Below are 13382 nucleotides of genomic sequence, written 5' to 3' on the forward strand. Positions count from 1 at the left end.
ATCTCAGCTCTTCTCGTCGTGCGCGCGGGGGCCGGCCGATGGGGCGGCCCCCGCCCGCTCGTCCTCGATCCGCTGCGCCCCGGGATCGAAGCGCCGCGAGCCCGGCCGGAACAGCAGCGCCACGCCGCCCTCGACCAGGCCCGCGAGCAGCAGCAGGATCGCGAACGGGATCAGCGAGATCTCGGCCCACGCGCCCATCACCGGCATCACCAGTCCGGCCGCCGTGAAGCTGACCGTGCCGAGGATCGCCGTGACGCTGCCCGCCTCGCTCGACGGGCCCTGCAGCGAGAGGTACTGCACCGGGGCGAAGCCGAGCGAGCGGCCGGCCAGCGCGAACGTCAGCGCGCCGACGACGACGAGCAGCGGCTGCGTGCCGGTGAGCGCGAGCACCGCGACCACGACGGCGCCGAGCGCCGTGACGATCGCCGAGGCGAACATCGCGAACCGGGGTCCGAACCGCGGCACGATCACCCGTCCCGTCGTCTGCCCGACCGCGATCGTCACGAGCGAGGTGACCAGGAACAGCAGCCCGTACAGGTCGGGCCCGACCGCGTAGACGTTCGTGTAGAGGAAGGGAGCGGTCGCGAGATACGCGAAGCCGACCGACCAGCCCGCGGCCGAGGCGGCGGCGAGCGCCAGCACGCGCGGCCGGCGGAGCATCCCGAAGGAGTTGCGCAGCGACGGGCCGAGCCCGCCCTGGTGCCGCCGCTCGCGGGGCAGCGTCTCGGGCAGCACCAGGAGCGCGATCACGGTCGCGAGCGCTCCCCAGGCGGCGACCGCGAGGAAGGAGCCGCGCCAGTCGATCACCTTGGTCAGCTGCGCGCCGACGGAGGGCACCAGGATCGGGAAGACCGAGACGATCACGGCGAGGTTCGCGAGCATCGTGACGAGCCGCTTGCCGCTGTAGAGGTCGCGGACGATGGCGGTGACGACGACGCCCGCGGCGGTGCAGGCGGCGCCCTGGACGAAGCGGGCCGAGAGCAGCACGGCGGTGTCGGAGGTCATCGCCGCGACGAGGCTCGCCGCGATGTGCAGCGCCGCCGAGACGCCGAGCGGCCACTTGCGGCCGACCGCGTCGCTGAGCGGTCCTGAGACGAGCTGGCCGGCCGCGAAGCCGAAGGTGGCGCCGGTGACGACCAGCTGGGCGGTCGCCACCGAGACGCCGAGATCGTCCTGCAGCGTCGGCAGGAACGGCAGCACCAGGTCGATGGTGAGCGGCCCGAAGCCGACGAGCATCGCGAAGATCGGCAGCAGGAGGCGGCCGCGGGGCATCGCTTGGACGGCGGGGGAGGCGGTGGAGGCGGTCATGAGCGCGGAGCGCAGGTCACGGAGGGGATCCTGTCCATCAGCTCCCGGCCGAGACCGGGAAGTAGAGCGAGAAGGGTTCGTCGACGACCTCGTGCAGAGGCCGGAAGCGGACGGCGGCGGGCTGGCCGACGGCGCGGTATCCGCGCAGCCACTGGGTCCACTGCCGCTCGTTGTCGGGGGCGAGCAGGGCGGGGGCGTCCTCGAGGCGCCCCCGCAGCGCGATCTCGCGGTCGACGAGGCCGGCCAGCACGATCGGGCCCTCGACGAAGGCGACCGTGCCCGGCTCGTCCGGGATCGGCACGGCGCGGATCTCGGTGCCGAAGGCGAGGTCGACGCTCGTGCGGCCGCCGGGGTGCTCGATCAGGAGCGCGCCGTCGCCCGCGACCCCCGGCTCGCCGACGGTCCACTCCGGCACCCGCAGCCGCACGTGCAGCGCGACCCCCTCCTCCGAGACGATCTCGACCCGGATCCGCGAGGCGGTGGGGCGGTGCACGTCGCCCGCGGCACCCGCGTTGGCGTCCGGGCCGACGTAGCCGGCGGTGTCGAGCACCTCGACCCGCACCGCCGCGTCGCCGGCGGCGGTCGGCAGGCGCAGGCTCGCGTCGACGTGCTGCGCGATCGTCAGCTCGGCGTCGCCGCCGCGGTAGAAGACGAGCCCGGAGTGGCGCGTGTGCGCCTGCACCAGCGTGCCGTGGCAGCACCAGAAGTCCTCGGTCGGGCTGCCCCAGTCCTTGCGGGCGCCGCCCTCGAGCGGCAGGAAGTAGGCGACCATCCCGGTCCGCGGGTTCTGCTGGGCGAGGAGGCCGTTCCAGAGGTTCCGCTCGATGTAGTCGGCGTAGGCGAGGTCGCCGGTCCAGCGCAGCAGCACGTCGGCCAGCCGGATCATGTTGTAGACGACGCAGTGCTCCTGCGTCTTCTCGCCGCGGCGAGCGGCGAACGCGAAGGGCGGCGTCCAGATCTCGCCGGAGGTCTGACCGCCCGTGCAGAAGGTGCCGCGGAGGGTGACCGCCTGCTCCCAGTAGGCCTCGACGATCCTCCGCCAGCGCTCGTCGCCGGTGACCTCGTAGGCGCGGGCGGCGCCGAGCACCTCGGGGATCGTGGTGTTGGCGTGCATGTTGGTCAGCACGTCGCGGCCCTCGAGCAGGCCCTCGAAGAGGGAGCGGCGGTCGTAGCGGCCCAGCAGCTCGGTGTAGACGGGGTCGCCGGTGATCGCGAGGAGGTCGGCCCAGACCTCGAGCATGCCGCCGGTCTCGACCTCGAGGATCTCCTGGAACGCGGCGTCGTCGAATCCGCGGACCCACTCCAGCAGCGGGACCGTGGCGGCCCGCGCCATCCGCAGCGCCCGCTCGTCGCCGAGGTCGAGGTGCAGGTCGACGAGGCCCATCAGCAGCTTGTGCATCGCGTACTGCGGCGCCCAGCTGGGGCGGCCGGTCGCGAGGCGGTCGAGGTAGCCGCGCGGGATCGCCCAGATCCAGCCGCCGCCGTTCTCCTCCTGGCAGCGCTCGAGTCCGTCGAGCACGGAGTCGATCCGGACCCGGAGCAGCGGGTCGCCGGTGACCGCGACCTCACGGGCCGCGGCGGAGAGCCAGTGGCCGAGGAAGTGCCCGCGCAGCTGCGAGCCCGGCGTCTCCCAGCCCCAGTGCCGGTCGAGGCCGCGGGCCTCGCGCGAGTCCTGCGAGGGGTGCAGGTGCCAGCCCTGGTCGCCGATCCCGGCCTCGATCAGAAAGTTCTGCAGCAGCCCCTCGTCGGTGAGCGAGAGGAGGTAGTCGCGGTTGAGCCGCCGCCGCGCGTCGAGCACTCCGCGCTCCAGGCGGGTCTCGTGCGGGGCCGGGTGGGTCAGCGGCATGGGTGCTCCTCGTCGAGGCCGTGGGTGGTGGGGGTGAGCGGTGCGAGCGGTGGTCGATCGGCGCGGGTCGATCCGCGCGGTGGTCCCTCCGACCGAGGGTCGAGATCGATCTCTCGCTGTACTCAGACCAGGATCGACGATAGGAATGGGGACATGCAATCCCCGAGAGTGATCCATCTCGTCGCCGATGACGTGTCCGCCCTCCTCACTCAGTCGGGAGGCGACCTGCCCGTGCTGCTGCACTGGGGTCCGCGACTCGACGCGAGCGACGACGATCTCGCAGCTTTCGCAAGAACTCCCGTGCGGACGGGGATCGAGGGCTCCTCCGACGTCCCCTACGAGCCCGGGATCCTGCCCGAGCACACCTTCGGCTGGGCCGGCCTGCCGGGTCTCCGGGTGCACCGGGAGGGCGCCGGCTGGTCGCCGAGGCTGACCGTGGACACCGTCTCGGTGGACGGGGAGGCCCTCGCGGAGGGCGCGGTCGCGCAGGCCGGCAGCGCCGCCGTGACCGTCGAGGCGCACGACGCGCAGGCCCGGATCGGGGTCGTCCTAGAGATCGTTCTCTCTCCTGCCGGACTGCTCAGGACCCGCGTCTCGGTCCGCAACGACGGCGCCGGGCACCTCGAGGTGATCGGCGTCGACCCCGCCCTCCGGATCCCGACCGAGGCCCGCGAGATCCTGGACTTCTCCGGCCGCTGGGGCACCGAGAAGATCCCCCAGCGCCACCCCGTCGTCACCGGCACCCACTCCCGCTCCTCGCGGCGCGGCCGCACCGGCCTGGACGCGACGACGGTCGTCGCGGTCGGCACCCCCGGCTTCGACTCCGCCGACGGGCGGGTCTGGCTCTGCCACGTCGGCATCGGCGGCAACCACGAGCACGCGGTGGAGCGCGGCGACGGCTGGCTCGCCTTCCGCGGCGGCGAGCTGCTCCTGCCCGGCGAGGTGCGCCTCGCGAGCGGCGAGAGCTACTCCTCCCCCTGGATCTCCGGCAGCTTCGGCCACGGCCTCGACGCTGCGGCCGCCCGCTTCCACGCCCACCTCCGCGGGGTCTCCCGCTCCTCGCGCCGGCCGCGCCCGGTGACGCTCAACGTCTGGGAGGCGGTCTACTTCGACCAGGACCTCGCCGTCCTCGCCGAGCTGGCCGACCGAGCCGCCGCCCTCGGGGTCGAGCGCTACGTGCTCGACGACGGCTGGTTCCTCGGCCGCAGCGACGACCGCGCGGGCCTCGGCGACTGGACGCCCGACCCCGTCGCCTGGCCCGACGGCCTCCTCCCCCTCGCCGAGCACGTCCGCGGCCTGGGCATGGAGTTCGGCCTCTGGGTCGAGCCCGAGATGATCAACGAGGACTCCGACCTCGCCCGCGCGCACCCCGACTGGATCCTGCGGGCCCGCGAGGAGCTGCCGCCGCGGTTCCGCTTCCAGCAGGTGCTCGACATGACGAACCCCGACGCGTTCGCGCACATCCTCGGCGTGCTCGACGGCCTGGTCGCCGACCTCGGCGTCGCGTACCTCAAGTGGGACCACAACCGCGACCTGATCGACGCGGGCCACCCCGCCACCGGGACGGCCGCGGTGCACGAGCAGACGCTCGCGCTGTACCGGCTGATCGACGAGCTGCGCGCCCGGCACCCGGAGCTCGAGATCGAGAGCTGCGCCTCCGGCGGCGGCCGGGTCGACCTGGGGATCCTCGAGCGCACCGACCGCGTGCACACCTCCGACAACCAGGACCCGCTGGACCGCTCGCGGATGCTGCGCTGGACCGGGCTGCTCGTGCCGCCGGAGATGCTCGGCTCGCACGTCGCCTCGCCGGTCAACTCCGTCACCGGTCGCACCAGCGACCTGCACACCCGCTGCGCGATCGCCTTCCTCGGCCACTTCGGGATCGAGTGGGACCTCCGCGAGCTGGACGCGGAGGAGGAGCCCGTGCTGGCGGGCTGGATCGCGGCGTACCGCGAGCACCGCGGCCTGATCGCGACCGGCCGGGTCGTCGGGGGCGACGACTCCGACCCCGACGCGCCGTCGCTGCGCGGCGTCGTCGCGCCGGACGGCTCGGAGGCGCTGTACACGCTGGTCACGCCCGCGCTGACCGCGGACTCGCGCCGCCGCGTCCGCCTCCCGGGCCTGGATCCGCGGGCGCGCTACCGGATCGAGACCGCGCGCCCCGGCTCGCTCGGCCCGCCCTGGCAGAGCCCGCACTGGCTGGAGTCGACGGTGCCGCTGGACTCCGACGCCCCGGCCCCCGCCTACTCGGGGAGCCTGCTGGGCGAGGCGGGCCTGGACCTGCCGACCTTCCACGCCGACCGCGCGATCGTCCTGCGGCTCGTCCGCGCGACCGCGTGAGCACCGCCGCCGCCCCCGGCGTCCTCGACACCGCCGGCACCGCCGCCGACCCGTCCGCCACCACCCTGGAGCACGCCGTGAACAGCACCGTCACCGTCGACCTCGACCGCCCCGGCGCCACCATCAGCCGCCACCTCTACGGCCACTTCGCCGAGCACCTCGGCCGGTGCATCTACGACGGCTTCTGGGTCGGCGAGGACTCGCCCGTCCCGAACGAGGGCGGGATCCGCCTGGACGTCGTCGAGGCCCTCCGCGCCCTCGACATCCCCAACCTCCGCTGGCCCGGCGGCTGCTTCGCCGACCGCTACCACTGGACCAACGGCATCGGCCCGCGCGAGGAGCGCCCCGGCCTGATCAACACGCAGTGGGGCGGAGTCGCGGAGGACAACTCCTTCGGCACCCACGAGTTCATGGCGCTCTGCGAGCTGCTCGGCGCCGACGCCTACATCTCGGGCAACATCGGCTCCGGCACCGTGCAGGAGATGGCGGACTGGGCCGAGTACCTCACCGGCGCGGGCAAGTCGCCGATGGCCGACCTGCGCCGCTCCCACGGCCGGGAGGAGCCGTGGACCGTCCGCTTCTGGGGGCTCGGCAACGAGACCTGGGGCTGCGGCGGCAACATGCGCGCCGGCGCCTACGCCGACCTGGCGCGGCAGTTCGGGACCTTCGTGCAGAGCGGCAACGACACTCCGCTCTACCGCGTGGCCGCCGGAGCCGACGGCGCCGACACCCACTGGACGCAGACGCTGATGGAGGTGATCCCCGAGATCGAGGGGCACCCCTTCTCCTCCGTGCCGTGGGAGTCGGTCTCGGTGCACTACTACACGATCGGCGGCAGCTGGCACGCGAAGGGCAGCGCGACCGACTTCGACGCCGACACCTACTGGAGCACGATCGTGGCCGCGCAGGGGATCGAGGAGCTGCTCCGCTCGCACGCCGCGGTGATGGACGTCCACGACCCCGAGAAGAAGTACGGGATGGTGCTCGACGAGTGGGGCACCTGGTGGGACGTGGAGCCGGGGACCCACCCGGGCTTCCTCTTCCAGCAGAACACGATCCGCGACGCGATGGTCGCGGCCTGGCACTTCGACGTCTTCCACGGCTTCGCCGACCGCCTGACGATGGCGAACATCGCGCAGACGGTGAACGTGCTGCAGGCGATGCTGCTGACGGACCCGGACGGCGGCGAGATGGTCCGCACGCCGACCTACCACGTGTTCGAGATGAACAAGGGGCACCACGACGCGACGGTGCTGCCGACCACGGTCGCCGGCCCGACGCACGCGGTCGACGGCCGCGAGATCCCCGTCGCCTCCGCCTCCGCCTCCACGAAGGACGGCCGCGTCCTGGTCTCGCTGACGAACGTCGACCTGGAGGAGCCGCTCGAGGTCTCCCTCGACTTCCGCGGTGGGACCGTGACCGGCGCGACCGGCCGCCTCCTGACGGCCGACCGCCCCGACGCGCACAACCGGCCCGGTGCCGCCGACGAGGTGAGTCCCGTCGCCCTCGAGGGCATCGAGACCACGGCGACAGGCCTGCGCGTCACGCTTCCCCCGCACTCCTTCGCGACCGTGACGCTGGAGCTGTCGTGATCGCCGCGCGCACGGAGGCCGCCCGCCGCCCGCCGATGGGCTGGAACAGCTGGGACTGCTTCGGCGCCTCGGTGACGGAGGAGGAGGTGCTCGCGAACGCCGAGTACCTCGCCGAGCACCTCCTGCCGCACGGCTGGGACACGGTCGTCGTCGACATCCAGTGGTACGAGCCCGATCCCGGCACGAGCGACTACCAGGAGGTGTCGGAGCCGGTGCTCGACGACTGGGGACGCCCGCAGCCCGCCGTCGGACGCTTCCCCTCCGCGGCGACGGGCGGGTTCACGGCGCTGGCCGCGCGCGTGCACGCCCTCGGCCTCCGCTTCGGCGTGCACCTGATGCGCGGCGTCCCCCGGCGGGCCGTCGAGCTCGGCCTGCCGGTGCTCGGGGCGGAGGTGACCTGCGCCGACATCGCCGACCGCGGCAACGTCTGCCCGTGGAACCCCGACAACTACGGCGTCGACATGAGCGCGACCGGCGCGCAGCAGTACTACGACTCCGTGATGGCGCAGCTGGCCTCGTGGGGCGTCGACTTCGTGAAGCTCGACGACGTGCTCTACCCGCCGATCCAGGCGGAGGAGATCGCCGCCCTCTCGCGCGCGATCGACGCGACCGGCCGTCCGATGGTGCTGAGCCTCTCCCCGGGCAAGCAGCTCTCGCTCGAGAACCTCGAGCTGCTGCGGTCGACCGCGCAGATGTGGCGGATCTCGGACGACTTCTGGGACGACTGGGCGCACCTGCACGAGCAGTTCCAGCGGGCGGCGCGCTGGGCTCCGCACCAGCGCCCCGGCGCCTGGGCCGACGCCGATATGCTGCCGCTCGGGCGGATCGGCGTGCGCGCGCACGTGGGCGAGGACCGGCTCTCGCGGTTCACGCCAGCGGAGCAGCGGACGCTCGTGACGCTGTGGTGCCTGCTCCGCTCGCCGCTGATGATGGGCGGGCACCTCCCGGACACGCCCGCCGACACCCTGGCGCTGCTGACGAACGACGACGTCCTCGCGCTGCTCGGCAGCGACGGCAGCCGCGAGATCGTCCGCGACGGCGACCTGGTGGTGTGGTCGGCGTGGCGCGGCGACGAGCAGTGGCGCGGAGTGTTCTGGCTGGGCTCGTCGGCGCGGTCCTACTCCGCGCACCTGGCCGACCTGGGTTGCTCCGGCGCAGCCTCGGCCGTCGACGTGTGGAGCGGCGCCGAGCTGCCGATCGTCGGCGGCGCCGTCGAGCTCGAGCTCGAGCCGCACGGCTGCCGCCTGCTGCGCCTGGCCTGACGCGCGGGCGCCGGCCGGGGCGGGCGGGCCCGCCCCGGCTCGCCCCGCCTCGCCCCGGCTCGCCTCGGCGAGAAGCCATGAGTCGTCGCACTCGAGACCGACTGCGACAAATACTGCGCAATCGCGGAACCGCGATCGGGATGAGCCCGACGAGAAGCCAGTAGTCGTCGCACTCGACGCCCACTGCGACAACTCCTGCGCACTCGCGAGCGGCCTCGGGACGCCGGACGCCCGTCGCTCCTACGCCGAGCACCCCGAGACTCCAGTAGTCGTCGCACTCGAGACCGACCGCGGCAACTCCTGCGCACTCGCGAGCGGAGGCGGCGGCCGATGCGCCGAGACGACGGAGGCCGCCGCGCTCGAGCTCGAGTGCGACGGCCTCCGGACCGTCAGGAGCGGGCGACCGCGGGTCAGGACTCCGTGTCGACGAGCGAGTCGAGGTGTGCGAGGTCCTCGGACGAGATCTCGAAGTCGACGTCGGCGTTCTCGACGATGCGCGAAGGCGTCGTCGACTTCGGCAGCGGCAGCACGTCCTTCTCGAGCAGGTAGCGGATGCAGAGCTGCGCCACCGACTTGTCGTACTTCGCGGCGATCTCGCCGATGTCGGAGTTGTCGAGCAGGCCGCCCGTCGCGAGCGGCGAGTAGCCCTCCACGAGGATGCCGTGCTCCTTGCAGTACGCGGTCGTCTCGTCCTGGGTGTTGCCGACGAACCAGCGGATCTGGTTGGCGTGCGGCACCACGTCGGTCGCCGCGATCAGCGACTCCAGATCGGCGACCTGGAAGTTCGAGACGCCGATGGCGCGCGAGCGACCGTCCTCGAGGATCTCCTCCATCGCCTTCCACGCCGCGATGTTGCCCTCGCGGTGGTCCGAGCCCATGTCCTGCCAGGGCCACGGGGCGTGGATGAGGTACAGGTCGACGTGGTCGAGCTCGAGCGCCGCCATGGTGGTCTCGAAGCTCGCCTTCGCGCCCTCGTAGTCCTTCACCTCGGCCGGGAGCTTGGTGGTGATGAACACCTCGTCGCGCGGGACGCCGCTGTCGCGCAGGGCCCGGGCGACGCTCGCCTCGTTGCCGTAGGCGCGGGCGGTGTCGATGTGGCGGTAGCCCGCCTCGAGCGCGGCGGTCGTCGCGTCGTAGGCCTCGGGGCCGTCGGGGATCTGCCAGGTGCCGAACCCGATCTTCGGGATGGCGACTCCGTTGGACAGCGTGAACGTGTCGGTCAGGGCGGGCATGACTCTCCTCTGCATCGGTCTTCTCCGCGGGCCGCCACCGGCGGCGCCGCTCCTTTCACGCTAGGCCGGGCCCCCGGCTCGCGCGGGCCCCTTGCGCTTGGCGCCTGCGGTGCTACGCGGCCGTCGCGCTCCCCGCCGCCGACCCCGCAGAAGGTGTGATTGCCGTTACGCTGTGCGTACCAGCAATTCCTTGCCCTGCGGGGCGCGCACCCCTTCACGGGGTGCCTCGTGCCACCTTCGGTGTCACCCTCCGCGTGGCCGCTGCGGAAGGTCTCTCGTCATGACTGACTCGATCCCGTGGTGGCGTCGTCGGCCTGGACGGCCGGCCGACGGGCCACCACCTGCCGCGGGGGCGGCAGGGGCATCGTCTGGCGATGCCAAACCCGCTCCGGGGGAGCAGGTGTCGGGTCCACGTGGCGAGCGGACCAAGACCGTCGCGGTGCGTCTCACTCCGGAGGAGCACGCGGTATGGCTTGCCGCTGCTGCCGCCAATGGTCGCGGGCAGATGGGCCGGTGGGTACGGGAGTCCATTTCGGATCATCTCAACGGTCGCACTGGACCGATACAGATCGAAGGCTTGCAGGAGATCCGGGCGGACCTTTCTCATGCGGGATCGAACCTGAATCAGATCGCGAAGGCGTTAAATGTTGCTCAGCGTTTCGGAGGTCCGCCGCCCGCGGTGAAAGCGGTTGCGGAAATTATTGAGGCGACACGGGCTGAATTGGCGCGAGTGCGAAATCGCTTGCAGGAGTTGGAGTGATCGCGAAGATCACCCGCGGATCCCGGCCGGGTGATATCGCCGCGTATCTGCACGGGCCGGGTAAAGCGAACGAGCATCAGTTCACGAAGGACTACATGCGGCAGCGCGGCGGTGTAGTGACCGGCGGAAATCTCGGCCGCGAGGGGGAAACGGACGGAACGCGGTGGGCGCAAGACCTCCGCGCCGCCGCACATACCCGTGAGGACATCACAAAGCCGATCTGGCAGGTATCGCTACGATGCGCGGCCGGTGACCGGAAGCTCTCGGATCAAGAGTGGGCGGACGCGGGCCAGCAGTTTGCGGAGCAAATGGGGTACACGAATAATCCCTGGGTCATGGTCCGCCACGGCGACGACCATGTGCATATCGTCGCCAGTCGAGTTAGTGAGACGGGAGAGTTCTGGCATGCACGACATGACTTCCGGAACGCGCAACGCGCAGCCACCCAGCTGGAAAAAGACTACAACCTGCAACAAGCACCCCGAGAGCGGACCCCGCAACGGCAGCGCGTTCCGCAGCAGCGGCAGAACGAGCGGTATCGGGGTCAAGAGCGGGCGTTGACCGAGCATCGTGCGGAGGAGCTGCGGCGGGCGTTGGAGATTCGCGCGCGCGCCACGGCAGGCATGATGCCGATCGAGGAGTTCGCGAAGACGCTGAAACGACCTCGTACTGCCGAGGAGCGGGAAGCGGAAGCACGCAACTCGGTGCAGCGCGCCCGGGAACAAGCAGACCGCGATCGAAACCGGGACCGAGGCCACGGCTACGGCTACGGCTACGGCTACGGCTACGGCTACGGCTACGACTACGACTACGACTACGACTACGACTACGACTACGACTACGACTACGACTACGACTACGACTACGACCGATGAAATCGTGGCCGTGACCGCTTGTGCTTAGCGCGGCGGGCCACTTGATCTGCAAACTCTGATACGAATGATGCATGGCACAGAAACTGTCTTTTGTTGATGACCTCGACGGCTCCCCGATCGAGGACGGCGGCGGAATCGTCCGGTTCTCGATTGATGGCGCGAACTATGAAATCGACTTGTCCGCCGAGAACACCGCGAAGCTGACCGATGCGCTGAAGAAGTACACCGACGCCGGCCGCCGCGTGCGCGGCGGCAGCAACGCCCCCGCGACGGCAGCGAAGAAGAGCGACCCGCAGCGGCTGAAGGCGATCCGCGAGTGGGCGGGCGAGAACGGCTACGAGGTATCCAGCCGCGGCCGTGTCCCTTCCGAGGTCGTCGACGCGTACGACGCCGCCCACTGACACCACATGCGTTTGGCGGGGGCTTGGAGCTGCGGTTCAGAGCCCCCACCAGCATGTGTGCCGTTGCACGGGGGAGACAGTGACGTCTGTCGATGGTGATGAGTGCGCGATTCTGGGGCTCATCATCATGCCGTTCAGTGCGTGGCTGTAGCGCGCAGCATAACTGCCGCCGGCCGCCTGTGAGGTGGCGTCGCTCATTGGGGGCAATTCGCTTCGATGAGTCGACCTGATCCGGCGACACTGGACGCGATCACCCCACGGTCGATCTGTGGTCGAAAGTGGGGACGTAGGCCCTCGCCTCGCCTGTCCTGGCTGCGACAGGCTGGTGGGTGGTATACGTCTTACCGGCACCCCCGAGTCCAAGGACCGGGTCCGTGGTGCTGCCGGCGTTCGTGCTTTTTCGCCACCCGGTTGTCCAATTCCCCGCCACAGCCCCGCACCGCCCTTCCCGCACCGTCGGAGCGGAAGTACGTCGTCGTGGAGCCGGCGACGGAGTTGTTGTGCAGTTGCTGGTACCGGATACGGCGCGGGTAGCTACCGACGTGATTGTGAGGTGCTTAGCGACGTCGGTATAGATGACAAGGTTTTTCCGGATAAGTCTGCCGACGAGGCATGCCGGAAATATCCGGCCGTGATGAAATATCTCGAAAAAGAGGTGCTTCCTACTCGTCAGGCGAAAGCTGTCGCTGAAAAGGCTGCTCATGACATCGCCTTAGCGGCGAATCCTAAGGCTAGGCTGAATAAGCACCACGCTGGTTTCCTTAATCGATTGTGGATGCTCGGCTGGCGGCGTGAGGAGTTGTTAGCGTCGACCGCTGGCATGGACAGGTACATTGCGCTTACTCGAACTTCGAGTGAACTCCGTGGGCCCGTTTTCGCATTTATCGATGGTCGCTTTCGTATCGCGGATTCTCTTGTGGCCTTCCCTTACAGCGACGACTACTCGCTGGGAGTGCTCCAGAGCAAGGTTCACGTGACTTGGTTCAGGGAACGTTGCACAACCCTAGAAACTCGTCAAACCTACACTTCCGAAGCTGTTTTCCGATCCTTCCCGTGGCCGCAAGAGCCGACGCCGGAAGCGGTTGACCGGATTAAACAAGCAATGGTCGCCATTGTAAACCAGCGTGCGGCACTGTTCCGTCTCGGGTCAACGCTTGCTCAGCAATACGATGTCCTTCGCAAGCCGGGGTCTTCAACCTTCCGAGATCTGCATAAAGAACTCGATGACGCGGTGACGGCAGCATATGGTTTTAATGGCGAGGAAGATCCTTTAACGTAAATTCTAGAACTCAACCTGCTGCTAGCTCAGCAAGAAAAAGACGGTGTCACTGTCACTTCTGCCGGGCCACAGCCAACGCTGGTAACACCATCGGTAGATAAGTGGCCTGCGCAAGCAGTCATTTGACAAATTTTGCGCTGTTGCGCATGGCGGTCAATGCATTTCGTACCGTGAGGTCGAATATGGGAGAGTAGCAAGCATAACGGGTTGTTGGACGGCGTTCTATGATTGCTCCGTGCCAGCGGTCCTCAGCTACATTGCTGTGCTCTCGCGTGCCGCGTGGGCCTGCTGATGGCGGTAGAGCGTCGCGCGGCTCCATCCGACGAGGTGAGCGGCGTCCTCGGCGGTGCGGCCGCGAGCGCGAGCGTCGGCGGCGATCGCGAGCTTCTCTGCGATCACGACCGGATCAGAGAGGGGTCGGCCGAAGCGGGTCCCGTTCGCCCGCGCAGCGGCGATGCCGGCGTTGACGCGTTCGACGATGAGCTCG

Annotated in this window: 10 protein-coding genes and 1 pseudogene; 7 read left to right on the top strand and 4 right to left on the bottom strand. The window is 70.1% G+C overall.

Annotated elements, in window-relative coordinates:
- Positions 1-3: 3 nt before the first annotated feature.
- Together C5C54_RS03185 and C5C54_RS03190 are read right to left on the bottom strand one after the other, a co-directional pair.
- Positions 4-1308, bottom strand: a complete 1305-nt coding sequence (locus tag C5C54_RS03185) for a multidrug effflux MFS transporter (RefSeq protein ID WP_104287769.1) — start codon at positions 1306-1308, stop codon at positions 4-6.
- Between the two features lie 37 nt (positions 1309-1345).
- The gene (locus C5C54_RS03190) at positions 1346-3154 is read right to left on the bottom strand and encodes a beta-L-arabinofuranosidase domain-containing protein (RefSeq protein ID WP_181127842.1); all 1809 of its coding nucleotides are present in this window, start codon (positions 3152-3154) and stop codon (positions 1346-1348) included.
- A gap of 153 nt (positions 3155-3307) precedes the next feature.
- Here C5C54_RS03190 and C5C54_RS03195 point away from each other — a divergent pair, with 153 nt between their 5' ends.
- From C5C54_RS03195 to C5C54_RS03205, 3 genes are read left to right on the top strand one after another with little or no spacing between them, the layout of a single operon-like run.
- Positions 3308-5494, top strand: coding sequence for an alpha-galactosidase (locus C5C54_RS03195; RefSeq protein ID WP_104287770.1), 2187 nt, complete (start codon positions 3308-3310; stop codon positions 5492-5494).
- Positions 5491-7086 carry an alpha-N-arabinofuranosidase gene (locus C5C54_RS03200; RefSeq protein ID WP_374953277.1) on the top strand — a complete coding sequence of 532 codons (1596 nt, stop codon included), beginning with the start codon at positions 5491-5493 and terminating at the stop codon, positions 7084-7086. Before C5C54_RS03195 ends, C5C54_RS03200 begins: the two co-directional genes overlap by 4 nt.
- Positions 7083-8348: a glycoside hydrolase family 27 protein gene (locus C5C54_RS03205; RefSeq protein WP_258063194.1), complete on the top strand. Its 1266-nt coding sequence runs from the start codon at positions 7083-7085 to the stop codon at positions 8346-8348. Before C5C54_RS03200 ends, C5C54_RS03205 begins: the two co-directional genes overlap by 4 nt.
- Before the next feature lie 410 nt (positions 8349-8758).
- Here the strand turns inward: C5C54_RS03205 and C5C54_RS03210 are convergent, their stop codons facing one another.
- Positions 8759-9580, bottom strand: a complete 822-nt coding sequence (locus C5C54_RS03210) for an aldo/keto reductase (RefSeq protein WP_104261718.1) — start codon at positions 9578-9580, stop codon at positions 8759-8761.
- A gap of 280 nt (positions 9581-9860) precedes the next feature.
- Between C5C54_RS03210 and C5C54_RS03215 the strand changes: the two genes are divergently transcribed.
- The 4 genes from C5C54_RS03215 to C5C54_RS17555 all read left to right on the top strand — a co-directional run bounded on the left by C5C54_RS03215 (position 9861) and on the right by C5C54_RS17555 (position 12895).
- Positions 9861-10340, top strand: a complete 480-nt coding sequence (locus C5C54_RS03215; protein ID WP_104287771.1) for a plasmid mobilization relaxosome protein MobC — start codon at positions 9861-9863, stop codon at positions 10338-10340.
- Positions 10337-11215, top strand: coding sequence for a relaxase/mobilization nuclease domain-containing protein (locus tag C5C54_RS03220; RefSeq protein ID WP_104287772.1), 879 nt, complete (start codon positions 10337-10339; stop codon positions 11213-11215). The genes C5C54_RS03215 and C5C54_RS03220 overlap by 4 nt, the downstream gene beginning before the upstream one ends.
- 71 nt (positions 11216-11286) lie before the next feature.
- Positions 11287-11616 carry an Lsr2 family protein gene (locus C5C54_RS03225; RefSeq protein WP_104287773.1) on the top strand — a complete coding sequence of 110 codons (330 nt, stop codon included), beginning with the start codon at positions 11287-11289 and terminating at the stop codon, positions 11614-11616.
- Positions 11617-12169: 553 nt separating this feature from the next.
- Positions 12170-12895: a type IIL restriction-modification enzyme MmeI gene (locus C5C54_RS17555; protein ID WP_146078776.1), complete on the top strand. Its 726-nt coding sequence runs from the start codon at positions 12170-12172 to the stop codon at positions 12893-12895.
- A gap of 252 nt (positions 12896-13147) precedes the next feature.
- Here C5C54_RS17555 and C5C54_RS03230 read toward each other — a convergent pair.
- Positions 13148-13382: pseudogene (locus C5C54_RS03230) on the bottom strand (recombinase family protein); the annotation flags it as partial.

The organism is Rathayibacter sp. AY1F2 (assembly GCF_002930885.1).
Taxonomy (GTDB): Bacteria; Actinomycetota; Actinomycetes; order Actinomycetales; family Microbacteriaceae; genus Rathayibacter.

What these genes read in the sequence shown, in the direction of transcription:
- C5C54_RS03190 (WP_181127842.1), bottom strand. Translation starts at nt 3,154, where the DNA reads ATGCCGCTGACCCACCCGGCCCCGCACGAGACCCGCCTGGAGCGCGGA.
- C5C54_RS03215 (WP_104287771.1), top strand. Translation starts at nt 9,861, where the DNA reads ATGACTGACTCGATCCCGTGGTGGCGTCGTCGGCCTGGACGGCCGGCC.
- C5C54_RS03185 (WP_104287769.1), bottom strand. Translation starts at nt 1,308, where the DNA reads ATGACCGCCTCCACCGCCTCCCCCGCCGTCCAAGCGATGCCCCGCGGC.
- C5C54_RS03210 (WP_104261718.1), bottom strand. Translation starts at nt 9,580, where the DNA reads ATGCCCGCCCTGACCGACACGTTCACGCTGTCCAACGGAGTCGCCATC.
- C5C54_RS03225 (WP_104287773.1), top strand. Translation starts at nt 11,287, where the DNA reads ATGGCACAGAAACTGTCTTTTGTTGATGACCTCGACGGCTCCCCGATC.
- C5C54_RS03195 (WP_104287770.1), top strand. Translation starts at nt 3,308, where the DNA reads ATGCAATCCCCGAGAGTGATCCATCTCGTCGCCGATGACGTGTCCGCC.